Genomic DNA, 26,575 nt, shown 5'->3' on the forward strand with positions numbered 1-26,575 from the left:
AGCTCCGGTAAAAGACCGCATGAATTGGGGGAATCTCAGCTTGCGACGCCATCAGCCGGCTTCGCGCTCGACGCCAGGGATTTGAGCAAGGCAGGATCGCTCAGCACCTTCGAGATCAACTCCTCAGCGCCGGATTTGCCATCCATATAGGTCATCAGGTTTGAAAGCTGCTGGCGCGCCTCCAGCAATTTGTTCAATGCATCGGTCTTGCGGGCGACGGCGCCCGGCGAAAAGTCGTCCATATTTTCAAAGCTGATATCGACGCTGATATTGCCTTCGCCGGTCAGCGTATTCGGTACCTGAAAAGCCACACGCGGCTTGAGCGACTTCATGCGGCTATTGAAATTATCGACATCAATTTCCAGAAACTTGCGGTCGTCCACCTGCGCCAATGGTTCGACCGGCTTGCCGGACAGGTCCGCCAGCACCCCCATCACGAACGGCAACTGGATCTTCTTCTCAGCCCCATATAATTCCACGTCGTATTCGATCTGTACGCGCGGCGCACGATTGCGGGCGATGAACTTCTGACTGCTGTCTTTTGCCATGACTGCTCCTACATGGAAAGCCAAAACATTGAGCGTCCGCAAGCTGGAACCGCTCTCCCGGTACACAAAAAGACGCAACTAGCCCTTCTTCACTCCTGCGATGTCCTGGATACGGCCCAAGCTGTCGGGTGCCAGGTCCTGGATGATTTCCACAAAGCTTTTGTTCATCAGCCTCTGTGCACGGCGAATCAGCAAAGGCGCAGGATTTCCAGGTTCAGTCCTTTCAAAGAAAAGGCAGATCTTTTCCAGCTGCCGAATGGCATCTTCGCGATCGCGGATTTCGCCCGGCACAACGACTGCGCCCTGCTCTGTTTCGCCTTGGCCTTCCGCCGGCGCGGCACCGCCCATCGCCTCGTCGTAGGCCAATACGACGTACTTCAGCATCTCACGCAAGGCGGCGAGGTCGATCGCTAACCCCTGCCCGACCTTGTCCAGCAGCAGCGAGCGGATTGCATCAGTGGATTCGATGGCGCGGCGCGCATCCTCAAAGACGCTGCGGTCTTTCGAAGCGGCGACGGCGATAGCTGCCGATATCTGTCCCATCGCCGGCGTGACCTCCCCGGATACCGCCTTATACTTACCCATCGCGATCAGCAAGTCCCGCACGCTGACGCGCCCCATTGGGCCGGGAGGAACGATCAAGGCGTTGCGCACGTCGGCCAACAGGGCACTGCCGTCAGCCAGCGAAGCGAGCGTGTTCATGCGCACCGCTGGATCATGCTCGCCTTCAATTTCAAGCCGTGGATGGACTTGATCCCAGTAGCGTTCCAGCATTGCGCGAACGAGGCAGAGCCCCTCGTCCAGCCCAGCGATGCCTTCGGTGCGCACCAGAGCGCGCGTCAATAGCGCTGCAACACGCAAATCCTTCGTACGCGAGAAGAGATTCAGTGACTTGCTTATCAGCTCCGACCAGTCGGGAGGTTCGGCAGGTACCACCTTGTCCCCAAGCCTTTGTTCCGCCTTGCCACCTGCAATGCGCTCAAGTTCCTGGTACAGGGGATCGTATTCAAGGTATGGTCCGCATGGCGGATCTTCACTTACCTCCGCCAGCAACTCATTCATATCAAGCACGCAGTAACCTCCACGTTCAACTGATACGTCCCCGGGTGGATCGGCACTGTCTTGACAGGCCGCAATGGCCGCGGTTCCTCGCGAAATCGATGCGCAAGAACTATGGCGTCTTCTACAATTTTATCTCCGAAATATCATTCAAATCTCTCGCTTTGTAACGTGCGCGCCAATGGAATTTCCGTTAAAAAACGAAAGACCGATTTCCCATACCGCCTTCCAGATAAGGCTCCCCGCCTTGCGCCTTGATTGAATTTTTCCTGCACCAGACCAGCGACTAATCGTTATACTTCGAAATAAGGAGCATGAGTAAATCGACAGCATTCGTTATCGGTAAGCGTTTCCTTCAAAACCAGGAGCGACATGAACGACCCGTCTTTCAGCGCCAATGAACAGACCTTGCTTCGCCCAGGCCGCGTGTCGCCGCATGCGCTCACGCCCGGCACGATGCTGGCGGAGTTCGAGATCAAAAGCGTCGTTGGCCAGGGCGGGTTCGGTATCGTCTACCGCGCTTACGACCATTCACTCGGGCGCGACGTGGCGGTGAAGGAATATATGCCGGTCTCTTTCGCGGGTCGCCAGGACAACACCCATGTCACCATACTGTCCGAGCACTACGCCGAAGCTTTCAGGATTGGATTGCAAAGTTTCGTCAAGGAAGCGCAGCTGCTGGCCAAGTTCGACCACCCGTCCCTGGTCAAGGTGTATCGCTTCTGGGAGGGTAACGGAACGGGCTATATGGCGATGCCGTTCTACGATGCGCCGACGCTCAAACAGATGCTGAAGCACGATCGGACGCCGTTCGCCGACGAGGCATGGCTGAAGAAGTTCCTCGGCCAGATCCTCGATGCATTGCAGGTGCTGCATGATAAACGTTGCTATCACAGGGATATCGCACCGGATAATATCCTGATGATTGATGGGCGTACGCCTCTCCTGCTGGACTTCGGCGCCGCGCGCCATGTCATCGGCGATGCGACACAAACCCTCACCGTCATCCTGAAGCCGGGCTATGCGCCCATCGAACAGTATGGCGACATGAACCACATCAGCCATGGGCCCTGGACCGACTTGTATGCGCTGGCATCGGTCGCGTATTACATCATCACCGAGTCGGTTCCCCCCGCCGCGATGTCGCGCCTGTTGTCCGACTCGATCGTGCCGCTCGCTGTCAGCGCCAAGGATCGCTACAGCGCGCAGGTTCTCGAAGCACTCGATGCTGCATTGAACTTGCGTCCCGAACATAGACCGCAAAGCGTGAGCCAATTCCGCGAGATGCTCGGCCTCGACGCACCAGTCGTGCACGTTCCAGTTTCCATGCCTTTTGTTCCCATTCCCGAAGCTCAAGCGGATCGTGTTGCATCTACTTCGGGACGGAGGACCGGCAGCGCCGCCCGGGAATTGCCTAGCGACTCGGAGGCGACAATCGTGCCGGTTGCGCGACCAGCTGCTTTGTCGCAGCAGCCTGCCGAATACGCTGCCACTGACTACGACGGTAAGCCGAACTGGCAGCGTCCCCTGAAATTTGCCGGCGCAGCTGGCGTTCTTGCCATTCTCTCTGCCGCCTTGTTCTGGCCGGCATCGAAACCGAAGCCCAATGTCCAAGCGGCTGTGAAGCCGGCTCCAGTCGCGCCACCCAAAGTGGTAGCGCCGCCTTCGCCGCCAGCTGCGCCAGTTTGTACACTCAAGCTCGGTGATGGAACGCCGGCTTGCCCTGTGATGGTTGAGATTCCAGCGGGAGATTACCGGATGGGAGCCATGCCAGGCGATATGCGCGCCGCCGGGGAGGAGTTCGGGGCCGTCACGAGGAAGATCGCCGCGTTCAGCATCGCGGCATATGAAGTCAGCATCGAGCAATGGCAACTGTGTGTCAGCGATGGCGCCTGCCCTGCAGTCAAAACTCCGCCAACCGCCTCGGTGAATCTGCCCATTACGCAAGTGAGCTGGGACGCCAGCCAGCAATATGTCCGCTGGCTATCCGGCAAGACCGGAATCGCTTATCGCCTGCCTACCGAGGAGGAATGGGAGTACGCAGCGCGCGCCGGCGCAAGTGCGGCCTATCCCTGGGGAAATGCCGTAGGCCAGGACAACGCCCATTGCGGACAATGCGGCAGTCACCTTCCGATCTCGGGCCCGGCGCCAGTGGGCAGCTTCAAGGACAACCATGGCCTTTACGATATGGTCGGGAATGTTTTTGAGTGGGTGGACGATTGCTGGTATGGCAGCCACGCCGATGCGCCGACAAAACGCGATGCCGGCGAAAGCGCCGCCTGCAGGAAAAAGGTGCAAAAAGGCGGGGCGTATGATTCGACCGAGGCCGACGTTCGCCCCTCCGCCCGCACCTGGGATGATCGCGCCAACTCCGATCCCAGAGTAGGCTTCCGCATCGCCCGCTAAGCCAGAAACCAGTATCAGCGAGGGGAAAGATGAAACACACGCATTACACCCTGACCGTCGTTCTCACCACATTGCTTGCGGCGTGCTCGGTCTTGGAGCCAGTCCCGCCAGCCGCCAATAAGAAACCGGCAGCTGCAGAATCGGTGCCGATGCCCGCAACAGTCCCGCCGCCAGCGGAAGAAATCAAGCCGACCGTCAATACCGCCAAAGAGATGGAAGAGGAAACACAGCGCCTTCTTTCCATGCAGAAGAGCTATTTCAATGTCTTCCGGATCGACGAAGCCAGCATTGGCCTGAAACCTCGTCAAAATTCGATTGGCGTATTCGATCTCCAGAAACCGCCGCGCGGGGAGCGCGTGCGACTGACCGTTACGCAGCAGCCTAAAAAACCCGCGCGGCTTTCCGTAGGTAGCTATACGGTGACTTTGGATACCGTAGTCGACTACATCGAGATTCAGATCTGCCAGTCCGCGGCGTGCGCCGGCAAGCGCCAGAAGATGGTTCGCTCACTACCTAAACTCGTTCAAATTCCGATCTCGCCACAGAACCAGTATTTCGGGAGCAAGGACTTCTCGCTCGCAGAATTGTCAAACGCCGAGGGCAAGGACAAGAACTACAAGAGCATGTACCAGGACGTCGTCATTACCGTCAAGCGCATTACGGTAATACCTGTTCCGCCAGAGTCCCTGTGATCGCGGCTTCCAGCGTTCCACCTGTTATCATGGCGCCCATCGCTTAAGCACGTACCCAGGTCGACCGCATGAAATTCAAGTATGCCTGTTTCCTTTTTCCGTTTGTTCTCATTGCTTGTGCCCCGCTTCGCACCAGCACCGTTGCGCCCGAAGTGATCTACTCCTCGGGCGGAGGTGCGCCAACGCAGATCATCCTGGAGCGGACGAATTACGTCGACAGCGTTTTTACTCCTGAAGGCCTGCGGGATTCCGTTAAAGCGTCCGATTTCCGGTATTTCGTGAAAATTGGCGATGAAGCGTCGACGGAGCTTCCCTTCCTTACCGCCAATCGAAGCGGAGGGATGGATCGCATCCAACGTTTGATTTACAGCGAAGATAAAAAGCTTTGGATCGGCCTAACCATGTATCCGGCAAGCCACTGGGAAAAATGCCGGACCGGAGAGAGTTGCAAGGAGCGCAAAGTCGACGACGAATTCGTCGACATGCGTGTCAAGATTTTTACCCGCGAGAGATTAATCGGAACCCACAACGTCACTCTCTGTAATCCGGCAATCAAGAGCAATCCATGGATTCAGTACGATATACAAAAGCCGGCCTTGCGCTTCTGCACAAAAAAGGGAATGACGATTCTGTTCCCAGAAACAGGTGTAAGCCGGATCGATAGCTCGCCTCGGACGCCTGCCACGACAGATCGGGGCCGCGATCATTCCGATAAAAACTACCTTCTCGAAACATCGATTAACGCAAGCCTGTAGACGCTCAAACGTCGATCTGGAACTCCTAAACGCCTGGTGAACAGGCGTTTCCCAGCTGTTTAAATCGCGTTCATGACATTGAATATCGCGTCGTAATGGTTGTCCCTTTCTGCCCAGCGCCGCGCCAGGTCACGCTCCAGCAGGAGTTCGCCGCGTGGCGCTATTCCCCCTTCGAGTATCTGCAGCACCTCTGAAATATAGTCTTGCAGCGGCATCGCGCGCGCGTCGCTGGCCTGCGCCGCGCCGGTCAACTCCGTTTGCACATACGGTGGGGACAGTTCGAGTACTTCAACCGGAAAGCGCCGCATTTGGTGCCGCAGCGATTGCAGCCATGAGTGCAGGAAGGCCTTGCTGGCACAGTAGGCAGGAAAATCGGCGCGGGGGACGAAGGCGAGCGCCGAACTGGTCGCGAGAAAGGCTGCATCCGGCTTGTCTTTAATCAGCGGCAAAGTGGCAGCAGCGATACGCACAACTCCCAGAATATTTGTCTGCACAATGGCTTCCGCATCGGCTGAAGTCCAGCTGTCGGATGCCATGTCTTCGGCACGCGAAATGCCGGCGTTGGCGATCACCACATTGAGCGCAGGGAAACGCTCGCGCAGCAGGATCGACAGCTGCGCGAGCGAGCCGGCATCGTTTACGTCAAGCGGCAAACCTGTAATGCAGGGCCTCGCGGCCATGATTTCGTCCAGCAGCGCCTGCCGCCTGCCGGTTACGATGATGCGGTTGCCGCGGTCATGAAGGGCTTCTGCCAGCCCGCGGCCGATGCCGCTGGTTCCGCCAGTGACGAGAATGGTGTTGCCTGTGATTTTCATAGAGGGGTCCATGGGGTAAGTCGGTTGATTGAAAACCCACGAACCTGGTCCGCATGAAAACTGTGGTTTTGAAATGTCAATGTTCTGATGGGCGTGAGCCCGGAACGGCAGGAATATGCGGTCATCTTGATGGCGTCGTGGGTCGTCGGAACTGCCCTGCTGGGCTCCTGCCGAATTGGACGCGTTGGATGACGGTAACGCCTACGGTAGCGCTAGAGCGCGCCACGGACGGCAGTCTAGTCGAGATGCCAAGTCGCGGTCAAGCGCTCAGCCAAATGCCAAAGCAACACTACTCGGTTGATAGCTGACGCCTCTAACCAACGTAACTGACTATTTGTTGATCTTGCCGATCAAAAACTGCAGCACTTATGTAGAATCAGCTTGCCCTACAGAAATTTGCTCCTCCTGGTGACGCCCCGCCTCCGCGCACCGAACAGTCGCTCCCTGCGACAACTTTCACAGCCCTGAATCCTGCTGTCCAGTCTGGCACCGTTTCATCAGTATGCGTTTGCCGGGTCACCTGACATCATCGATATGAGGTAGCGCTATGAACCAGATTTTCAGAGTCGTGTGGAATGCTTGCCTGGGCGTCTGGCAAGTGCGTTCGGAACTGGGTGGCTCGCAAGGCAAGGCCAAGCGTACCCGTGCCGCGCGGCGCGCGATGGCTGTGGTGAGCGCAACACTCGCGAGTGCGGCGGCCTATTCAGCCGACTTGCCGACCGGCGGCGTGGTTGTCGCCGGCCAGGGTAATATCGCCCAGCAAGGCGGCACGATGACGATCAACCAGGGCGGCGCCAGGATGGCGATCAACTGGAATTCGTTCTCCATCGGTAAAGGAAATAGCGTCAACTTCGTACAGCCCTCTTCCAGCGCTGTCGCCTTGAACCGCGTGACCGGTACCGATGTATCGCAGATCCAGGGTGCGCTCAAGGCGAATGGCCAGGTGTTCCTGCTGAATCCGAACGGCGTGCTGTTTTCGCCTACCGCGCAAGTCAATGTCGGCGGCCTGCTCGCCTCGACCCTTAACATGAGCAACCAGGACTTCATGTCCGGTAACTACAAACTGGAAGGCGCCAGCGCGAATGCGGTGATCAACCAGGGCAATATCAAGGCAGCCAATGGCGGCACCGTGGCGCTGGTCGCGGCACGTGTGAGCAATGTTGGCGACATTTCCGCCGAACGTGGCAATGTCCTGATTGGCGCCGGCAGCGAAGTCATGCTGGACCTGGGCGGGCCTATCAAGCTGCAGATCCAGAAAGGCGCCATCGATGCGCTGATCGAGAATGGCGGCGCAGTGCGCGCCGATGGCGGTACTGTGCTGATGACGGCGAAAGCCGCCGGCGACCTGGTGAGCACCGTGATCAACAACACCGGCCTGGTTCAGGCCCGCACGATGGCATCCGGCGAACAAGGCCAGATTCTGCTGCTGGGCGATATGGAACATGGACGCATTGATATTGCGGGCCGCCTCGATGCCAGCGCTCCACAAGGCGGTAACGGCGGCTTTATCGAAACTTCGGCTTCCGACGTGGCGACTTCCCGCGCCGTGCAGATGGACGCCAGCGCGGCACACGGCCAAGGTGGTCATTGGCTGATCGACCCCTACAACTATACGATCGATGCCAGCGCTGCGAGCAATATCGTCAGTGCACTGAACCTGGGAACCAGCGTCACCGTCACCACCCAATCCAGCAACTCCAGCTACGGCGCCACGGGCAGCGGCAGCGGCGATATCACCGTCGCCAGCGCCATCACCAAAAGCAGCGGCGGCGATGCCACGCTGACTCTGCGCGCGGACCGCAATATCGCGGTCAACGCCGACATCACTTCCACGGTCGGCAAACTCGGCGTGACCCTGAGCGCGGCCAATGCGGCCGGCGCCACCGTGGGCGGTATCGACATCAACGCCAACCTGAACTCCAACGGCGGCAATATCATGATCGGCGGCGCCAACGGCACCGCGGTCAATGGCATCGGCTACGCCCTGAACTCGAGCAATACCACCGCCGGCGTAGTTGTGGAACGCGCCAAATCGATTCTCTCGCAAGGCGGGAACATTATCATCAACGGAAAATCGCTGGTCGGCTCGAACAACGGCAGCTATTCCGCGAACACTGGCGGCATCTACATCATGTCCAACGCCACCATCCAGTCCGGCACCGGCAACCTGTTCATCACCGGCGTCAGCACCGGCGGGATCAAGACCTTCGGCGTCGGTTTCGAAGGCTCCTCGAACACCCTGACCACGGTGGGCAGCGCCACCGGTGGCGGCATGCTGCTGAATGCCGTCAACTCCACCTCCGGCGCGACGCAGGCGAACCTGGACCAAGGCGCGATCGGGCTGGTATCTTACGGTAGCCGCGCGCGCATCGTGTTCCAGGGTCCTTCCGTCGCCAGCTGGCTGGTGTTCGTGAACGGCGCGCCGCAATTGTCGGCTTACACCCAGGCGCCGCAATTGTCGGACTGCGCTTCGCCTTATCCTAATTGCGGGACCCTGGTTATTCCGGGCTCGAACAACAGCTACCTGTACGCCAGCTATCAGGCTGTCAGCATGGCGACCGCTCCGCTGTATGTGATCCAAAGCGGAAACGGCACCAAGACCTACGACGGCAACAGCACCGCCACCGGCTTGAGCTTCTCGTCGCTGGGCGGTCCAAGCGGCTTCTCTGTTTCGTCGCTGTCGCCATCCGTGGCCTACACCACCAGCAGCAAAAATGCAGGCACCTATGTCACCCTCACCGGTGATGCCAACAACCCATCCAGCTACGCCAGCGGCGGCACCACCTACGCGGTCGGCTATTTCAACACCGGCAGCTACACGATCACTCCGAAGTCATTGACGCCAACTGCCGCCAGCAAGGTCTATGACGGCTCCACTTCCGCAGCGGTATCCACCACCGGCGTCGTTGCGGGCGACAGCGTGACCTTGAGCGGCACCGGCTCGTTTGGCAGCAAGGACGTTGGCAACTACATCGTCAACATCAGCAATATCAGCCTTGGCGGCGCGGATGCCGGCAACTACACCTTGTCCGGCACCTCGGCCAGCGCTGCGGCCAGCATTACGCAGCGTACGCTGACGGTATCCGCCGCGAAGACCTATAACGGCAATACCAGCATGAGCGGCTACGTCACCTTCGGCAACCTGGTAGCCGGCGAAGACCTGAACTACAGCGGCGCGACCGCAAACAGCGCCAATGTGAACGGCGCCAGCTACCTTAGCGCGCTGACGCTGGCGAATGGCAGCAATGGCCTGGCATCGAACTACGCCCTCCCCGGCCTGACGTCGGCTAATGCCGGTAACAGCGCGTCGGTGAGCGCAAAGGCCCTGACGCTGACGGGCCTGTCCGTAAGCGACAAGACCTACGACGGCAATACGAACGCTTCGCTCAGCGGCGGCACGCTCAGCGGCCTGGTCGGCTCCGAGACCCTGAGTTTCTCCGGACTGACTGGCGTGTTCGCACACAAAAATGCGGGGACGGGGAAATCAGTGACGGTGAGCGGGTTGGCACTGTCTGACGGCAGTGGCTCAGCGTCGAATTACACCATCAGCAATCCCACCGGGCTGACGGCATCGATCACGCCGCGTGCAACGACCGTTTCGGGTGTTACGGCGTCAGGCAAGACTTATGACGGCAACACCACGGCGCAACTGGATCTGAGCAACGCCATCTTCTCGAACCTGGTGGCTGGCGAATCGATCAATCTGTCCGCTACCGGCGCATTCGCCACCGCCAATGCAGGAGCCGGCAAGGCAGTCAATATCTTCAGCAGCTACGGCGGCGTCTACGCAGGCAATTACACGATCACCGACCAGGCCAGCACCACCGCTTCCATCGCCCGTAAGGCGCTGACCCTGACCGGTCTGTCCGCCAGCGACAAGACCTACGACGGCAGCACCAACGCAAGCCTGAGCGGCGGCACGCTGAGCGGCCTGGTAGGTGCCGAAAGCCTGAACTTCTCCGGTCACACCGGCGCGTTCGCCGACCGCAATGCCGGCAACGGCAAAACGGTGACCGTGACCGGTCTGACCCTGTCCGATGGCAGCGGCCTGGCATCAAACTACACTATCAGCAATCCCACCGGCCTTACCGCGTCGATCACTCGCCGCGCCACGACCGTTTCCGGCATTAGCGCTTCGGGCAAGACCTATGACGGCAACACCACCGCCCAACTGGAGTTGAGTAACGCGGCCTTCTCGAATCTGGTGGCTGGCGAGTCGATCAATTTAAACGCAAGCGGCGCGTTTGCTGATGCCAATGCCGCCAACGGCAAGGCAGTGAGCATTTCCAGCAGCTATGGCGGCGCCTATGCGGGCAACTACACCATCACCGACCAGGCCAGCACCACCGCTTCCATCGCCCGTAAGGCGCTGACCCTGACCGGTCTGTCCGCCAGCGACAAGACCTACGACGGCAGTACCAACGCAAGCCTGAGCGGCGGCACGCTGAGCGGCCTGGTAGGTGTCGAAAGCCTGAACTTCTCCGGTCACACCGGTGCGTTCGCCGACCGCAATGCCGGCACCGGCAAAGCGGTCACCGTAACCGGGCTGACCCTGTCCGATGGCAGCGGCCTGGCATCGAACTACACCATCAGCAACCCAACCGGACTGACCGCTTCGATCACCCCGCGTGCCACGACCGTTTCCGGCATTACGGCTTCCGGCAAGACCTATGACGGCAACACTACCGCCCAACTGGACCTGAACAACGCGGCCTTCTCGAACCTGGTGGCCGGCGAGTCGATCAGCTTGAACGCAACCGGTGCGTTTGCTGATGCCAATGCTGGCAACGGCAAGGCCGTGAATATCTCGAGCAGCTATGGCGGCGCCTATGCGAGCAATTACACGATCACCGGCCAGGCCAGCACCACAGCTTCCGTCGCCCGCAAAGCGCTGACACTGACCGGTCTGTCCGCCAGCGACAAGACTTACGACGGCAGCACCGGCGCAAGCCTCAGCGGCGGCACCCTGAACGGCCTGGTTGGTTCGGAAAGCCTGAACTTCTCCGGCCAGACCGGCGCGTTCGCCGACCGCAATGTCGGCAACGGCAAAGCAGTGAGCGTAAGCGGCCTGACCCTGTCCGACGGCAGCGGCCTGGCTTCGAACTACACCATCAGCAATCCAACCGGACTGACCGCTTCGATCACTCCGCGCGCGACGACCGTTTCCGGTATCACCGCCACGGGCAAGACTTATGACGGCAACACCGTAGCACAACTGAACTTGAACAACGCCGCTTTCTCGAACCTGGTGGCTGGCGAGTCGATCAACTTGAGCGCAACGGGTGCATTCGCTGATGCCAATGCTGGCAATGGCAAGGCCGTGAATATCTCGAGCAGCTATGGCGGCGCCTATGCAAGCAATTACACCATCACCGGCCAGGCCAGCACCACGGCCTCCATTGCCCGCAAAACTCTGACCGTCGTCGGTATGGCTGCTTCCGACAAGACCTACGACGCCAACACGGCTGCAACCTTGACCGGCGGCTCCCTGAATGGCCTGGTGGGATCGGAGACCTTGAACTTCTCCGGCCAGACCGGCGCATTTGCGGACCGTAACGCCGCTACCGGCAAATCGGTAATCGTGAGTGGCCTCACCCTTGCGGACGGCACTGGGCTGGCATCCAACTACCAAGTGACCATGCCAACCGGCATCACGGCATCGATCCTGCCTAAGTCATTGGCTGTGACCGGAGTTAGCGCAGCCAACAAAATCGAAGATGGCGGAACTGCGGCCACCCTGACTTCCACCGGAACCCTGGCGGGTGTCATCACTGGAGATGATGTTCATATCAACGGCAGCGCCGCGACAGCCCGCTTCGCCCAAGCCAATGCAGCCAACGGCATCACCGTGAATGTGAGCCACCTGGCTCTGGCCGGCAATGATTCCGGCAACTACAGTATTACCGGCAACGCTGCGACGACCGCCAACATTATCGCGGCGGTGGTCCCACCCGCCGAAGTTCCATCCACTCCGGCACAACCGACTGTGCCGCAAGGTACTCCAGCCGTAACGCCAACCCCGACACCGGTCGCGGTGGCCACGCCGGCACCGACCCCGGTCGCAACTCCCGCGCCTGTAGCCTCACCTGAGCCGACTCCTGCACCGGCAACAGCTCCAGTGCCGCAGCCCGAAATCAAAAAGGCTATCGCCGCGCAAGCTGCCAACCCTGTAGTCGTCGGCGGTTCGACGCCGGAGATGCCTTCCTTGGGCGTGGGTGGCTTGAACTACACTGACGTGACCGAGTCCGGCAATGTGCAATCGGGTTCCAACACCCGCGAGCACACGCCTGCGACCCAAAGCCTGACCGCTGGGCGGGATGTGAAGTTCCTGAGCGTGTTCGTAGTCAAGGGCGGCATCCAGATGCCATCCGATTCCGCAGCCAACACGGAGGCTTCGACAAACGACCAGAAGTAAAGATAGAATGGGCTGGACACTCCGACAGCGTTGAAGGACGAAATGAGACCAGCTCAAACTATTCTGACGACCACCATTCTTTACGCCTTCACCCAGGCGGCCCTGGCGCAGCAAAGCGCCCAATCATTGCAGGAAAACGGCCAGCGCGCGTTGCGGGAACCCACTCCCGCGGCGCCGCTTCCTCTGCCGCCACCGGCGCCACCCGCCACTATCCCGCCGGGTGGACTGACAGTCACACTGAAGCAAGTCACCATCAGCGGCAACAGCCTGATTCCGCAAGAGGAGCTCGTGGCGGCGTTGGGTCCCGCAATCGGTCAGACATTCGACTTCGCTGGACTGAACGCCTTAGCCGACAAGCTTTCGGCGTACTATCGAAATGCGGGTTATCCGTTCGCGCGCGCCTACCTGCCGCAACAGGATTTGCAGCAGGGCTCCTTGCGCATTGAGGTCCTGGAAGGCCGCTATGGCGCGATTACGACCCACGGCGACAAGAACCTTGCTCCCGCGGCGCAGCGTTTCCTGTCGCCCCTCAAGCCTGGCAGTGTGATTGAAAGCCACCAGCTCGAGCGCGTCACCCTGATCCTCGATGACCAGCCGGGCGTACGCAGCACACCCGTGGTCCGTCCGGGCAAGGACGTCGGCACAGGCGATCTAGCCATTAAGGTTCAGCGCGATCACCGCTATGCGGGCGAGATTGGAGTGGACAACAACGGCACCCGCTACACCGGGCGAAACCGCGCCCACGCCAACCTCGACATCGACAGCCCCTTCACTCTCGGCGACCAGCTGTCATTCCAGGGCATGTACACCAATGAGCAAATGTGGTTCGGCTCTGCCAGCTACGCCATTCCCCTGAGCGCATCGGGATTGCGCGGCCGTGTAGGCTATAACCGTTCCTACTACGCTCTGGCCGACAGCTTTGCGGCGCTGAATGCTTCCGGCACGGCCAAGGTAAGCAGCGCGGGCCTGAGCTACCCGCTGGTACGCTCGCAGCGGCGGAACGTCACGCTGTCAGCCATGCTGGAACACAAACGATTGCGCGACCAACAGGGCGCGACCAATACCGGCAGCGACAAATTCAGCAACAGCGTTCCACTGGCCGTCAATTTCGATATGCGCGACACACTGCTGCGTGGAGGCGTCACGTATGGTGCGCTGACCTGGACCAGCGGACGCCTGAATCTCGACGACGCCCAATTGGCAACAGACAGTGCGACGGCGCGCAGCGACGGCCAATTCAACAAAGTGAACCTGGACCTCGCGCGCATTCAATCGGTGGCGGAACACTTCGACGTATACGGCCGGATCTCCGCGCAGTGGGCCAGCAAGAACCTTGACTCTTCGCAGAAATTCGGCCTGGGCGGCCGCAATGGCGTACGTGCCTATCCAAGTGGCGAAGGCTATGGCGATGCGGGCGTAATGGCCCAGGTCGAGCTGCGCTATGCATTCGGATCGCTGATGCCCTACGTGTTTTACGATGTCGGCCGCATCACCTCAAACCGGGATCCCTGGACCAGCGAAATCAACCACCGCACGCTGGCTGGCGCCGGTCTCGGCCTTCGCTACGACGATCGCGCCTTCAACGCCTCGCTGATCGCAGCGCGGCGGACTGTCGGCGGCCCGGCACGGTCCGAACCGCATGAAAGCCAAACCACAGTCTGGGTGAACGTGGGGTATCGTTTTTGAACCATTAAACCGGTCCTGCGCCGGCGCATCAAGGCCTATGCCTCGCGCCATGCGCAGGACCTTCAACGCTTACGGATACAGCTGGCCACAGAACCAGGTCGAAGCCTCGACCCAATCGCCGCTGCCGCCGCCGCCCCAGCCTTCGTTGACGTAGAAGAAGCGGTCGGTCACCGTCTCATTCCAGCAGAAGATGAAGCACTTGCGGACGGTGCGCTGCTGCGTCGCATAGCCGAAAGCGAGCGGGTAGTGGCTCAGCCAGCCGGTACCGATAATGGCGGGCGTATGGCGGTTCGCAATCGACGCAATCGCTTTGTCGCGCAGGCCGTCTTCGTTGATGCCCAGCGAATTCCAGTTCGCCTGCAGTGTGGCGCCAGTACGTCCGCTCAGGTATTCCCAGGCATCGGGCATATCCCAAGGGCAGGTCGCCCCCGAGCCAAAGGAGCAGAAGGTATCGACCTGCTCGTTGATTTCCCGGATGACGTTGTTCACGCCATTGTCCTGATACAGGGGCGCCACCGCTTCAGCGCCGCGGCCGCCGTCCTGGCGATAGATGCCGGTACGGGGCGACCAGTAGGCATTGCCGTGGGAGGCCTGGTAATCGGCCCAGCAGAACAGCATGGCCCAGGCCACTGGCCCGCAACCGACGGCGCAGCCATCGTACTGGAACTGGTTGTATGCGGGTTGCTGGCCGGTGCCGCCGGCTGCCCAGTAATAAGTCCAAGCCATGTTTATTTACCTCCTGCCAGGTTTGCGACCAGGTGTGGTGTCACGTCGCGTTTGTTCGATGGGGTGCCGCGCGGGACGATGAAATAGTTCAGCGTCTCCATGCTGCCGTCGGTGTATTTGATTTCGAGCATGAACGACAATTCGTTCTTCGCACCCGACGCCTGTGCTTCCAGCGTCAGGGCCGGTGCCTTGCGGTCGTGCATCGTCATCTTCACGAACCGGGCACCTTCGCCACTGATAGTCGCGGTACCGGGCTGCAGCAGTGGAACCGTCAGCGAACGCCCCTCATGGATACCTTCGCCGAAGGTGTCGATCAGGTCTTCCGTCTCCCAGTGGCCGCGGGCATATTCCGCCAGCTTTTGCAGGTGGGGCTTGAAGGTTTCGGGGAAGGCCTTCCGCGCCTCATGCCAGTCCTTCCAGCCGGATGCCCTGATCCCGTTGGTGGAGCGGTCGTTCTTCACCAACAGCAGCTTGGGCGGATTGTTATCGTTCTCGGTGCGGAATTCCGGCTGCGCCAGAAACTCGCCCGTTTGCGATGGCGACTGTGCTGTGAGGCCCAGAGCGGCTTCGATCTTGGGTGGGAACTGGCCGATGTGGCTGGCGTAATTGCCTTTGGCGTCTTCTGCCGCATATGCCAGCGAATCAAGCTTCACGATCCTGGCGATGCTCTTGCCGGCGCCCTTGCCTTCCAGGCCGTAGCTTGGCGGCTCGGTATCCAGGCTCCAATGTGGGATTGGCACGTCATGCCCGCCGGTGGACAGCATCAGGAAGCCCAAGCCGCTGCTCTTTCCGGCATGGTCGCGCGCTTTCGGGCCTTTGACGCCCTTCACTTCCACTTCCCAATACGCCACGCCGTCGATGTCCGGACGATAGATCGCACAGGCTTGATCGCCAAGGCGCATCTGGTCGTGGCCGGCAGCCATATCGGTGCCGCGGATCGACTCGAGGTGGTTGGCAGCGCGTCGCCGTAATTTCAGCGGTACTTCGCTCATCTTGACTCGCATTTTGAAACTCCTCCATTTCTGGACGTTAGATTTTTTGAAGGCCGGAGAACTACTGCCCCGGCGATTTATTCGCACCGCACTGCGCGGTGGGATGAGTTGAACTTTACGGAAATGACGGGCGCAGCTGATCCGTGCTGGTACCTAAAATCTGTTGAGCTCAGCACCTAAATTTCGTTGGAGCGTTGAACCTTGCGCCGCAATTTCAGCGCGAGGACAAGCTCTAGCACGCTAGAAGTTTCCGTTATGGGAAGGGAAGGCAGTGTTGAGCGGCAGGCCGCTGGTACCACCGATAAGCAGTCCAGCTACTGTCGAGGCGCCAACCCAGGCCAGAGGGCCGGCCCCGGCAATCCCGCCTTTGGCAACTGGGTTGCAATAGGCATGTTTGGCTTCCTGCCGTATGCGAGCGATATCCCAGCCGGCCGGGAAGAAACTGCTGCCCTTGGCGTTGGTCTGGTTGGCCATGATGCAGCTGGCCTTGACAACGCCGTAGCCGTCGGCGGCATGCGTGACATTGCAGTTTCCGAACAATGCATGATTGGTGACGTTCTCCGAATGGTATCCAGAATGGCTTGTACCAGCAGCCTCACCGTGCAAGACGTGGGCATTGAATGTCGCCGTGAAATTCACCGATTGCTTGCATTTCTCCATTTCCTGCTTTTTGTTTTCCTCCACTTTGGCGACGTGCTTTTCAAGCTTTTCCTTATTCTTGAGCGCCTTCTTCTCCGTTGCGGAAAGCCCGGGAGTTCCGTTCCACTTGGACTTCTTCACCGTCGCTCTTTGAATGACAAGCCCAGGCCTTTCTCCGTATGGTGTAAAGGCAGCCGGAACCTGAACCGCCCTGGGCGCGGCGTTTGCGGCTGGCTGCCGCTGAATGATCGCCGGTGCCGGTACGCGTACCCCTTTGACGATTGCCATGGACGCTCCTTAAGGGATATTGACTGTCGCCTGCCCGGCGAAAGAAAACTGGATCATGCCGCCCCACATGCAAGTAAGCTTGCTGCTGTCATTCAGCGACGGCATATTGCCGATCAAGACCGTTGGAGCTCCTGTCAGCCATGGCGCGACCGTTGCGGGTATGCACGGCATGGGCGTCAATACGCCAAGTGCGGCGGCCGTTGCAGCCGCCACAGTGGGATTTGACGGGCTGGAACAGACGCCAAATGGAGGAATGTTGACGATCGGCGCAAAGTCCATGATCGTTCCCGCCGGCGTACCGGTAAGCACACCGTTTGCCGGCAGGACGGCAAGCGTGGCCGGTGCGGCGCCAAAACTGCATTGCATTACAGCGCCGGCACAGACCTGGCATCCCATATTTGCGTGCTCCTGTTTGGCTAATGAGCGTTTGAAGAGATGCGTCCATCTTCGCATATTGCACTTCTGCCGCAAAGCATTGCGCATTCTGTCGCCAAGCGCAATTTGACATTGACTTTGACACGCAGAGATTCGAAACTTGACTGGGCATGGCCAACCCGGGAGATCCTATGAGTGACCGCAACGAGGTGCCGAAAGTTCCTTTCAAGTTCGCCGTGGCTGGGAAACAGCCAGCAAAGGCGGAACCTGTTGCGCAGTGCAAGGGATGCGGATGCTCTGATGCCTCCGCCAAGACAAACGGGGTCAAGCCTCCGCCAGTCTTCCATCCCCAAGCGGCGAAAACTGCTTCGCATCGGTCGGCCTTGCCCTTGCAAGCGAAAATGGCAGCGGGAGCTGCGGGATCGCAAGTGATCCAACGCGCCGAAATCGTCCCCCCGGACTACTCTCAGCTCCAGGCTTTGCACGCAAAATGGGACAGGGACTGGCAACGCTCGCAGCGCAAAGGCAAGGACGACGATGATGGCGATGATGGCGGCGACGGCGGCGGGGGCAAGAAGCCAGGCTTCACCTTCCCAAGAGGGGTGACCAAAGGTACCTGCTTCAGCGGTTCAGGCTGCACCGGCAACGTGCTTGGACATCCCCACCATCAGCATAATTGCTGCGGTGGCAGGGGCAGCAGCGGCAGCTCCTATCGGGACTACAATGGGAGCTGCAGCGATTGCTGACCTCTCAAGAGGTGAATTCTTGTGACCAGATCGCGTATTCGCGTTCCACGTCAAAGACAGAGCTGCCATCCACGAGGTTCACTCCGGCGATCGCCACCTGATAGTTTGCCTGCCCTGCATTGGAAGAAGACCCCAGCGCTTGGAGGCATTCTGCTACGGCTTCCTTGACCAGCGATGCCGCATCCGGAACCGCTTCACCTTTGTCGCATCGGGCCGACCAGCGGATTTTCAACGTCGTCATGCAACTGTCGATGACTTTGTCCGGTCCGACGTTATCCACCTTATGTTGCGGGGTTGTCGCCGCACTGGATGAATACAGTACGTTGAGCATCTCCGTCTGTTTGGTGGACGGACTCCAGCCATGCATCAGTTTATCGCTGCGCACAGTGGTGTTCATCAAGTGCGCGGCATCGGTCTTGGGGAATGACCCTTTATAAATGCCAACGCCGACCTGCGCTTCGGCAGTCGAGGATATCGCGCTTCCCATGCCATGGGGCGTCCCTGTGGAATTCGCCTTCGCATGGGAATTGGCGCGCCATACCTTCATCATGACGGCCACGAAATGGGTAATACGCTGCTTTACGTGCTGCCGGTACAGGTCCGGGTTGGGCACGAGCACATAATCCATCGCCTGCGGCATTTTGTCGCGGGATGCCCTTTGAATCACCGGCAAGCCCCGCCCGCGGGGCACGTGTATGGCCGCTGGAAGCTTGGCCTGGATTGTGCGGCCCGCAAAGGGCTTGAATACCGGCGGAACCACAGGCTTCTTCATTGCACACCTCGATTCATGTGAATATTGGAGGACATTGGGCCGTGCATTTGATGGCAAGATAGCGGACACCTTCCCTGCTGGAGCTTGCCCGCCATGTCCCTGGAAACCGTCTTCCTTGTGCTGTTGCAGCTGATGATTGCGGCACTTATCCTGAATAACCGTCGCACGTCGCTGGCGGCAAGCCTTGCAGCCGAACAGCAACGCACCTTACAGGCAGCGCAGCATGCTGAAGTCTTGCAATCCCTCATGCGCCTGCAAGAAAACCTGGAGCAGGCGCAACGCCGCCTTTCGCAACGGAATTCGGAACAACTGGCGGAAATGCTCACGCATGCCTTTTCCGGCTTACGAAACGCGATCGCCGACGATTCCGCAACATACCTGACAGCGTTGAAGGCCCTGGCCGAAGACACAGCCGAATTGACCGGCAAATACCGCAACGAACAGATGGAGGCAATGCACCACGCACGCCGCCTTGCCGACCGCATGGATGGAGCAACCCAGGACTTCGGCCGCCTGATTGGCGACAACACAGAGCTTCTGGCGCTGGCGGGCCAGGTGCGCGATACCCTGGCGCTGCTGGGTACGCGACAAGACACCCTGGACGGCGACATGCTGCGGCAATCCGAATCGATTGCGGCGATGGGCAGCGCTGTCGAGAAATTGCGGACAGGCTTCGAGCAGGCATCCGAAAATCTCCTGCTGCAGATGCGCCGCGCGCTGGACACCATGTCCCAGCGCCAGACACAAGGCAATTCGGCCCTGCAAAAGGAGCTGGGGGATTTGCTGGCCAAAACAGTCGCATCCATGAATAAGCAGCTATCGACGCCGCAGCAGGCAAAAATTCAGACTTTCCGGTAAAGCTCTCCTGGCCTCATTTGTCCGTTAAATCCGCTATTGACACTGGCCGCACGCAGAACATCGGTCGCAAAAGTCGTGCACTGCCGGGTTTGCGCGCTGAAGTTGTAATGGCGGCTTCGATACTCGTTGATCTTCGACAGCGCCGCCTGCGCCTGTGCTCCGGTAAGGTCGTAACTGCGCGTCTTGACGCCTGGCTGGCTGAATGCACCATCATCCCGATGAACCTGGCCCGGCACGCCGGCGCGCAGCTTCCCGATATCCTTCGTCGGACTGAAGCGGCTATACCCTTGCGGCGAAAAGCCCCAGGTTTGCCGGTTTCCTGTCGGCCCCTGGAGGGAGACGAAGGCGTGGCCCGCCAGGTCCGGCGGCAAATTGGCATCCCTGTGCATATAGGCGCCAATCACCAGTTTATGCGTGGCGGATTTGGCCTGGATGGGGGCACGGAAGGCAGCTGCGCGCGCCCCCATGCGGTCCGCTTCAGCCTCAAGCCCATGATCGTTGACGACCATGGTGCCCTTCCCTTGTGGCGCCCGCACCCTCCCCTGGCGTTGTTGCACCACGTGCGCCAGTTCATGCCCAAGCAGTTGCTGCCCGCGCGGTGTATCCGGTGAGTACTGTCCCGGTGCGAAGTAAATGTCCGACCCCATGGTGAAGGCATGGGCCCCGAGGGACTGGGCCTGGTTTCCCTGATAAATGCGCACGCTCGAGAAGTCCGTCTTGAAGAAAGCCTCCATCTTCTGGCGCACGCCATCAGGCATGGGGCGCCCGACCGCACCCGCCAGATTCAGACGTCCGGGTTCCAGTGCAAAGGATTCAACGCCCCCGTGCATCTGCACGTTGCGCTGCCCCGGCAGCGCATGCCCGTGAACGAGATGGGCCTGTATCAGCATTGCCGGCTTGCCCATATCACTCTCCTTTCATAACGCGCGCCCGGCCAGGACGCCGAGCGCAAAACTTGCGGCCAGAAGCGCGGCCAGGGCCAGTCCTAGGAAGGCCAGCATGCGCTTGCTGAATGAGAATTCGACATCCATGCTACGCCCCCTCCACCAGCCTTGCCAGCCAGGACTTGCGCTCGCCCCCGGCAACGCGCTCAGGCCGCGCCTCGGCCTTCACTGGCGCCGGCTGCAGTTCGCCCTCAATGTAATTGCTGGTCGAAAGCAGCTTGCCATCCGGTGCAAAGTCGCGCACTTCGCCATGCAGGCGCCCTTCTTTATAATTGGCAATGCGCGCCGCTCCGCCATCGGCATGGAAGTAGCTTGCCTCACCGTGCGGCAGGTCCGCGGCATATACCACAACGCTGCTCAGCGCACCGTCCGCGCCATAGCTGCGCATCTCCCCCTGGCGCAGTCCCTGCGCATAGCAGATTTCGGCGATAATTCCGCCGCCGCTGTATAGCGTACTTCTGCCATGCAGCTTGCCGTCCGCCAGCCGGAAGCGCCCAGTCAGCCTCCCCTGCTCGTCGCGCACCTCGTACTCCTTGCTCGAATCGTCCATGTCAGTTGATCTTGACGATCCCCCCTTTCAAGGTCAGCATACCGCCCCCATCAACGGTCTGCGAAGCGGCGGCCTTGTTCGTCATGCTCACGCCCGCATCGTTGGTCAGGGTGGTGCCGGCCTTGTTCGTCAGCTCCGTGCCCGCCTTGTTGTTCAATGCCGTGCCGGCCTGGTTGGTCAATTCGGTCCCGGCTTCGTTCTTGAAGGTACTGCCGGCCTTGATGCTGACGGCGCCCGCCACCTCGATCGTCAGGTCGCCGTCGACCTTGAGCGTGAAGTTGCCGGTCACCTTTTGTTCGAAATTGGCCTGGTTGACATGGCTTTCATCGCCTTTGACATCGACCGTGCGCGTACCCTGCTCGACTTTCAGGCTTTCATTGCCCTTGATGATGCGCGCGCTGCGGTCGTTTTCCACCTCGGTCTTCATGTCCTTTTGCGCGTGCAGGTAGAGTTCTTCGCTGTCCTTCTTGTCTTCGAAACGCAGCTCGTTGCCCGCACTGCCTTGCTTCGACGAACGGCTGCGGATCGTGCTGCGTGTCTGGTTGGCCGGCAGCCCATCCGGAACGGTCTGGGTGGCGTTGTAGACGCTGCCGGTGACAAGCGGCCGGTCAGGATCGCCGTCCAGGAAACTGACAATGACTTCTTGGCCAATGCGGGGCAGGAAAAACGCGCCCCATGCCTGTCCCGCCCATGCCTGGGCGACGCGTACCCAGCACGAGGAATTTTCATCGTTTTTGCCCAGCCGGTCCCAATGGAACTGGACTTTGATGCGGCCATAACTATCGGTCCAGATCTCTTCGCCTGATTTCCCGACCACCGTCGCCGTCTGCGTTCCCGGCACGCGCGCACGGGGCGTGACGAGCGGCGGCCGGAAAGGCAGCGACACGGGGAAGGCGACGAAGCTATTGCTGTAACCGTCCTGGCTGATGGAATGGACCACGCGGCGCAGCACATGTTCGGCATTCAATTCGCTGCGCGCATGTCCCGCGAGCGTAAATTTGCACCCCGACGTGAAGGCGCGGCAGCTGCTATCGCCGCGTAGGGACTGCGCTTCCTGCCCCAGTGCCTGCATGCGAAGTTTGGCGAAGGCCTGGCCCGCACCGTTGTCGCTGTAACCGCCCGGATACTCGTAAATTCGGCCGCCGGCCTGCGCGCCCGCGCTCGCCGCCAGCGGCTCGGCCGGCGTCATGAAGCTGAAATCGCCGCTCGCATAGCGGCCCGGTACCGCACTCTGCTCGGCGTCGCAGCGGAATACCAGGTCGGGCCGCTCGCGGCTTGAGCTGCTTCCGACACAGGTGGCGGTGGTCAAGCCAGTGCAGGCGGGGTAAGCCTCGCCGCCATCCAGGAGTACCAGCGTATGTCCGCTTGCCGTGTGTTCGAAGCTGTAGAAGATCCCTTCTTCCTCCATCAGGCGCGAAATGAATGCAAATGTTGTTTCGTTGTACTGGACGCAGTATTCCCGTTCGGTATAACTGGCCGTCAGGCTGTTACGGAAGTCGTTGAAGCCGTATTCCTGGAACAGGCCGGTGATGATATCCGGCACACTCTTGTTCTGGAATATGCGGGCGTCGGCTTCCAGCGTCAGCCACCAGAGCCAGGGCCGCAAATCGGCCCGGTAGACGGCGCCTTCGGTACCGCCGCCAGCCTGCACAATGCGCGCGACCTTGCCGCTGAAATGCCGCCACCCGCCATCCGGCAGCGCGACGCTGGCCGTGACTGGCTTGCCCACCATTCCCGCCAGGTCCAGCGCGGTATTCGAGGAATAGAGTTCCAGCGCATAGTGAAACAGCTCGGCCAGCGCCTCTTCGCCGTGCAATGCCACCAGCTGCAGGCTTTCCAGCTCCGGGGCAGCGCTGAGTTTCAGTGCAAGTCCCGAACGGCTCATGGTTTGTCCCCCATCCGTTCATTCCACGCCGGCAGCTGGAAACTGGCCTGGTAGCGTTCCCCGGCGACTTCCTTGCCCAACCAGGAGGTCCGGTTCAATGCGCCGAATCCAAGCCGGGAGATTTCTTCCACCTGGCCGGCATCGGGAGCGAGCACCAGCGTGACCTGCACATCGAGATCCTCGCGCAGGTAAAACCGGGTCAGGAACACGAGGGCTTCGTGTGCCGGTCCGCCTGGCAGCAGGGAACGATAGCTGACGAGGTCCATCGGCCCCAGCTCAAGCGCAATGGCGCCGCCCGGTTCCCAGGCCCGCGCGCCGAGCACCGTCTCCTGGCCCAGGCCGCGGTTGCGGCCATGCGGCCCGATCGCCGTCTGGAAACGCGGCTCGATCGACAGCCAGCGTCCTTTGTGTTCGGTTCCCCGTACCGCGACGCCCAGCGCGTCGCGCAGCAGCGATTCCAGTCCCGCCATCGAACGGCTCTGGCTCGCGAGCAGGCCGGCGTACCGCAATAGCGCGCGCGAATAGATGGCGGCGCCAGTCCGTGCGCCCTCGCGGCGCAGGCGGCGCAGCACCAGGCCTTCATTGAAGCCGATCAGCTGGAACAGGATGCGTTCCAGCGGTGCCGCGCCGGTCTCCGACAACGCCAGCCGGCGGCGTTTGCGCGACCGGTAAAAATACGATACCAGCCGGTGATTGAAGATATCGAGGAAGTCTCTCGCATCGTCATCCGGGCCATAGGCGGGACGTTCGCCGGGTTCGCCGTGGTGTCTTGCACGGCGCTGGACCAGGGCCGCATACGGCGCCGGCAAAGGCCCGTCGGCCCCGGCCAGGCACATGAACGCCACTTCCAGCAGTACCCGCCGATAGCCATCGGGGCCCGCCGCCTGCACCACATCGGCTGCCGGAAAGCCGAAGCCGATACGCCCGCGGAAGGCCACGGCTTCATTCAGCGCTTCGCTGCCGGTGCCGATCTCCTGCGCATCGGGGCGCGCCCGCTCCAGCAGCCTCACCGCCTGAAAGAAGTCGAAAGCGGCCGGATGCCGCAGCACATGCTGTGCCGGAGCGCTTATCGGGAACTGGTCGCGGGGAGCCATTCCTTCACCCTTTCCTCGCCGGCCATTACGGTAACGCAAGCGAATGAGTTGACGCTGCAGTACATCTGGAAGAAGCGCTGCAGCACGGCGGCCAGCATCAGCGGCGTGCCATCGCTGTAGGCGCCCTTGGCGAATTCCAGCACCAGTTCATGCCCGCGCCGGAATCCGGGCACCGGGCCGCCCCGCACAGGACGCACCGCGCGCCTGCATTCGAAGCGCACCAGCGAACGCGCCTGCCGGGTCCCGCCGGGGCTGCCGGCGCTGTTGGCCAATTCCAGCAAGCGCTGCACCATCGCCAGCGCGCTGCCTTCGCGGCTGGCCGAAAGCTGGTCCAATGTCACGTGATTCAGGTTCAGCAGGGACAGCACGCGCCACAGCTGACGTCCATCCAGCGGCGGCATGACCTGGGCAGTCGGCTGCACCAGGCAGCGCACCGGCAGTACCCCCGCCGAGGCCGGAGCACGGAAGGTGGACTGCCCGGGCGGATCGGGACGTATCTCTTCCGCCAGCCGGCGATTGGTGCACAGGGCGCTGGCCGACACCAGCGGCATCCTGGTAAAGCCCGCCTCGCTGTCCACGTCCAGGAAGGACAACAGCACGTCGGTGCCGCCGGCGCGCGTGCCGCTGCCGGGCACGCGCCGCGCCAGCCATTGGGTGCCGGTCTGGCCATGCAGGACCCGCCCAAAGTCATAGTAGGGCGTCAGGCGCATGCCGCCCTGGCCGTCGGCGTAGCTGGCCTCCACCTTCAACAGTGAATGGATCTCGGTGCTGGCTTCCTGCCGCGCATCGGGCACCAGCCGGTATTCATACTGGCGCTGGTCCAGGCGCAGCGTTTCCGTGGTGCGCGGGAACAGATTGATCGCGGGCGTGCATCCGAGCAGGAACTGGCCGGCATGCAGGGAGATGCCACTTGGCGGGCGATGCGTCACCAGCAAGAGCAGGTCCGCCTGCTGCTCCCTGCGCGGGCCGGCGCTGAAGCCGCGCAATGTCTGGCCCAGGCGGCCGGCATCGAAAAACAGGTATTTGCGCGGATAAGCGAAATATTCCTGCAGTTGGCGATAGGCCGGATGCGCCTGGCCGGCTTCGGGCAGCACGGCATCTTCCGCCCCGAAGCCCGCCTCGTCCCAGCTGGCCGCTTCGCCCAGGCGGTGGGCGGCGCGGCGACCGCCTGGCACCACTAGGATGCGCTTGACGTGGCAGAGCAGCCAGTCGTACAGCGCCCCGGCGTTATGCCAGCTGTCGTGAAGATGAAAACGCAACCGTTCCGGCGCGATGCAATCCTCGCCGCTGCCGAAGGCCATGCCGTTGTTGCATACGAGGCTCAGGCGCAGGACGCCCGCCACTTCGGGCTCGCGTTCCAGGCCTGGATGGGCGCTGGCCTCCTCAAAGCCGGCGCTGGCCACCGACATAGGCCACAGCGTCAGCGGAAAGCAGGTGCGGAACTGGCACTCCACTTCCGCCGCACCGGCGGCGCGCTGTGTCGGGATGGCGCTGGCCACCAGCGGCGTATGGGCCGCGACATGGCGCCCGGCGCTGTCCTTGCCCTTGGCTGGATCGGCCGCCATCTGCACGATCGTCATCGGCGGCAGCGGGGCCATGCTGTTCGGCAGTAGCGCTTCCAGCAGCGCGGCCGCCATATCGGGGGCTTCATTGTCCAATTCCCGCCGCACGCGGCCGGTGAGGAAGGCGAACGATTCAATCAGGCGCTCGACGTGCGGATCGGCCGATTCCAGCTCCCCCAGCTCCAGACGGCGCGCCGTCTCGGGATGCTGGCGGGCGAATTCGCGCCCGGCGTTACGCAGATAGTCCAGCTCGCGCTGGTAATAGCCGTACAGTTCGTCCTCGCCCCTGCTCATTCACCCTCCCTGACAGATACCTTGAAACTGACGGGCTCCAGCCGTCCATCCACGACCACCCGGCCTTCGATGGCGACTTGCAGCGCCTGCCGGCTATTCGGATTGACTTCCACCTCCACCTGCACCTCGCGCAGGCGCGGCTCGAAGGCAGCGACAGTGTCGCGCACCAGGTCGCCCAGCCGGCGGCGGTGCTTCAGGTCCGCCGCATGCAAGGCCGTGTAATCGGGCAAGCCGTAATCGATCACGCTGCGCGGCCGGTCCGCCAACTGCTCCAGCGACGCCGCGCAGCGCGTGTTGAGCAAGCGATCCAGTTCGGTGGCGATCGACTGCTCCAGCGCGGACAGCGTCAAGCCGCCGCCACCGCGCCGGGCCGCAGCCCAAGGCAGGAAGGCGGAACCGCCCTCCCCGTCCTCGTCGCCGAAGCGGTCGAACAGGGGCGCTCGCGCGCCCCGCAGCAGCTTGAGATCGGCCACC

At 61.1% G+C, this 26,575-nt stretch carries 21 protein-coding genes; 7 read left to right on the plus strand and 14 right to left on the minus strand.

Annotated features, from left to right (window positions below):
• Positions 1 to 35: 35 nt before the first annotated feature.
• Together tssB and tssA are read right to left on the minus strand one after the other, a co-directional pair.
• Positions 36 to 548: a type VI secretion system contractile sheath small subunit gene (tssB, locus tag H597_RS0128605; protein WP_028105139.1), complete on the minus strand. Its 513-nt coding sequence runs from the start codon at positions 546 to 548 to the stop codon at positions 36 to 38.
• 78 nt (positions 549 to 626) lie between these two features.
• The gene (gene tssA / locus H597_RS0128610; protein WP_051294181.1) at positions 627 to 1,610 is read right to left on the minus strand and encodes a type VI secretion system protein TssA; all 984 of its coding nucleotides are present in this window, start codon (positions 1,608 to 1,610) and stop codon (positions 627 to 629) included.
• A gap of 369 nt (positions 1,611 to 1,979) precedes the next feature.
• Here tssA and H597_RS33665 point away from each other — a divergent pair, with 369 nt between their 5' ends.
• The 3 genes from H597_RS33665 (at position 1,980) to H597_RS0128625 (ending at position 5,460) form a co-directional block, all read left to right on the plus strand.
• Complete coding sequence (locus H597_RS33665) at positions 1,980 to 4,013, plus strand: bifunctional serine/threonine-protein kinase/formylglycine-generating enzyme family protein (protein ID WP_051294182.1); 2,034 nt, start codon at positions 1,980 to 1,982, stop codon at positions 4,011 to 4,013.
• Positions 4,014 to 4,042: 29 nt separating this feature from the next.
• The gene (locus tag H597_RS0128620; RefSeq protein ID WP_154668325.1) at positions 4,043 to 4,705 is read left to right on the plus strand and encodes a hypothetical protein; all 663 of its coding nucleotides are present in this window, start codon (positions 4,043 to 4,045) and stop codon (positions 4,703 to 4,705) included.
• 68 nt (positions 4,706 to 4,773) lie between these two features.
• Positions 4,774 to 5,460 (plus strand): hypothetical protein, encoded by a 687-nt coding sequence (locus H597_RS0128625; RefSeq protein WP_028105142.1) that lies wholly within the window; start codon positions 4,774 to 4,776, stop codon positions 5,458 to 5,460.
• 59 nt (positions 5,461 to 5,519) lie between these two features.
• Here H597_RS0128625 and H597_RS0128630 read toward each other — a convergent pair whose 3' ends face one another.
• Complete coding sequence (locus H597_RS0128630) at positions 5,520 to 6,275, minus strand: SDR family oxidoreductase (protein ID WP_028105143.1); 756 nt, start codon at positions 6,273 to 6,275, stop codon at positions 5,520 to 5,522.
• Between the two features lie 547 nt (positions 6,276 to 6,822).
• On the opposite strand from H597_RS0128630, the gene H597_RS0128635 reads away from it, so the two are divergent.
• Complete coding sequence (locus tag H597_RS0128635) at positions 6,823 to 12,690, plus strand: YDG domain-containing protein (RefSeq protein ID WP_028105144.1); 5,868 nt, start codon at positions 6,823 to 6,825, stop codon at positions 12,688 to 12,690.
• 30 nt (positions 12,691 to 12,720) lie between these two features.
• Complete coding sequence (locus H597_RS0128640) at positions 12,721 to 14,376, plus strand: ShlB/FhaC/HecB family hemolysin secretion/activation protein (RefSeq protein ID WP_154668326.1); 1,656 nt, start codon at positions 12,721 to 12,723, stop codon at positions 14,374 to 14,376.
• Between the two features lie 69 nt (positions 14,377 to 14,445).
• On the opposite strand, the gene H597_RS0128645 is transcribed toward H597_RS0128640, so the two are convergent.
• The 4 genes from H597_RS0128645 to H597_RS32845 form a co-directional block, all read right to left on the minus strand.
• Complete coding sequence (locus tag H597_RS0128645) at positions 14,446 to 15,102, minus strand: hypothetical protein (RefSeq protein ID WP_028105146.1); 657 nt, start codon at positions 15,100 to 15,102, stop codon at positions 14,446 to 14,448.
• A gap of 2 nt (positions 15,103 to 15,104) precedes the next feature.
• Positions 15,105 to 16,106 (minus strand): hypothetical protein, encoded by a 1,002-nt coding sequence (locus H597_RS0128650; RefSeq protein WP_154668327.1) that lies wholly within the window; start codon positions 16,104 to 16,106, stop codon positions 15,105 to 15,107.
• Positions 16,107 to 16,334: 228 nt separating this feature from the next.
• Positions 16,335 to 17,021, minus strand: coding sequence for an EndoU domain-containing protein (locus H597_RS0128655; RefSeq protein ID WP_083941341.1), 687 nt, complete (start codon positions 17,019 to 17,021; stop codon positions 16,335 to 16,337).
• Positions 17,022 to 17,030: 9 nt separating this feature from the next.
• The gene (locus H597_RS32845; RefSeq protein WP_035375460.1) at positions 17,031 to 17,417 is read right to left on the minus strand and encodes a DUF4280 domain-containing protein; all 387 of its coding nucleotides are present in this window, start codon (positions 17,415 to 17,417) and stop codon (positions 17,031 to 17,033) included.
• 170 nt (positions 17,418 to 17,587) lie between these two features.
• On the opposite strand from H597_RS32845, the gene H597_RS35290 reads away from it, so the two are divergent.
• On the plus strand, positions 17,588 to 18,142 hold the full coding sequence (locus H597_RS35290; protein ID WP_154668328.1) for a hypothetical protein: 555 nt from the start codon (positions 17,588 to 17,590) through the stop codon (positions 18,140 to 18,142).
• Positions 18,143 to 18,146: 4 nt separating this feature from the next.
• On the opposite strand, the gene H597_RS0128665 is transcribed toward H597_RS35290, so the two are convergent.
• Positions 18,147 to 18,914, minus strand: coding sequence for a hypothetical protein (locus H597_RS0128665; protein WP_028105149.1), 768 nt, complete (start codon positions 18,912 to 18,914; stop codon positions 18,147 to 18,149).
• A gap of 93 nt (positions 18,915 to 19,007) precedes the next feature.
• On the opposite strand from H597_RS0128665, the gene H597_RS0128670 reads away from it, so the two are divergent.
• The gene (locus tag H597_RS0128670; RefSeq protein ID WP_028105150.1) at positions 19,008 to 19,772 is read left to right on the plus strand and encodes a hypothetical protein; all 765 of its coding nucleotides are present in this window, start codon (positions 19,008 to 19,010) and stop codon (positions 19,770 to 19,772) included.
• Here the strand turns inward: H597_RS0128670 and H597_RS33670 are convergent.
• The 6 genes from H597_RS33670 to tssE form a co-directional block, all read right to left on the minus strand.
• The gene (locus H597_RS33670; RefSeq protein WP_051294183.1) at positions 19,757 to 20,677 is read right to left on the minus strand and encodes an eCIS core domain-containing protein; all 921 of its coding nucleotides are present in this window, start codon (positions 20,675 to 20,677) and stop codon (positions 19,757 to 19,759) included. The genes H597_RS0128670 and H597_RS33670 overlap by 16 nt on opposite strands.
• Positions 20,678 to 20,804: 127 nt before the next feature.
• Positions 20,805 to 21,266 carry a toxin-antitoxin system YwqK family antitoxin gene (locus H597_RS33675; RefSeq protein ID WP_051294184.1) on the minus strand — a complete coding sequence of 154 codons (462 nt, stop codon included), beginning with the start codon at positions 21,264 to 21,266 and terminating at the stop codon, positions 20,805 to 20,807.
• 1 nt (position 21,267) lies between these two features.
• A complete protein-coding gene (locus H597_RS0128690) occupies positions 21,268 to 23,151 on the minus strand; it encodes a type VI secretion system Vgr family protein (RefSeq protein WP_028105151.1) in 1,884 nt (627 codons plus the stop codon).
• Complete coding sequence (tssG, locus tag H597_RS0128695) at positions 23,148 to 24,245, minus strand: type VI secretion system baseplate subunit TssG (protein ID WP_028105152.1); 1,098 nt, start codon at positions 24,243 to 24,245, stop codon at positions 23,148 to 23,150. Before tssG ends, H597_RS0128690 begins: the two co-directional genes overlap by 4 nt.
• Positions 24,218 to 26,101: a type VI secretion system baseplate subunit TssF gene (gene tssF, locus H597_RS0128700; protein ID WP_028105153.1), complete on the minus strand. Its 1,884-nt coding sequence runs from the start codon at positions 26,099 to 26,101 to the stop codon at positions 24,218 to 24,220. The genes tssG and tssF overlap by 28 nt, the downstream gene beginning before the upstream one ends.
• The gene (gene tssE, locus H597_RS33680; RefSeq protein ID WP_051294185.1) at positions 26,098 to 26,574 is read right to left on the minus strand and encodes a type VI secretion system baseplate subunit TssE; all 477 of its coding nucleotides are present in this window, start codon (positions 26,572 to 26,574) and stop codon (positions 26,098 to 26,100) included. The genes tssF and tssE overlap by 4 nt, the downstream gene beginning before the upstream one ends.
• Position 26,575: the final 1 nt, after the last annotated feature.

Origin of the sequence: Pseudoduganella violaceinigra DSM 15887, from assembly GCF_000425385.1 — a bacterium.
Taxonomy (GTDB): Bacteria; Pseudomonadota; Gammaproteobacteria; order Burkholderiales; family Burkholderiaceae_D; genus Rugamonas; species Rugamonas violaceinigra.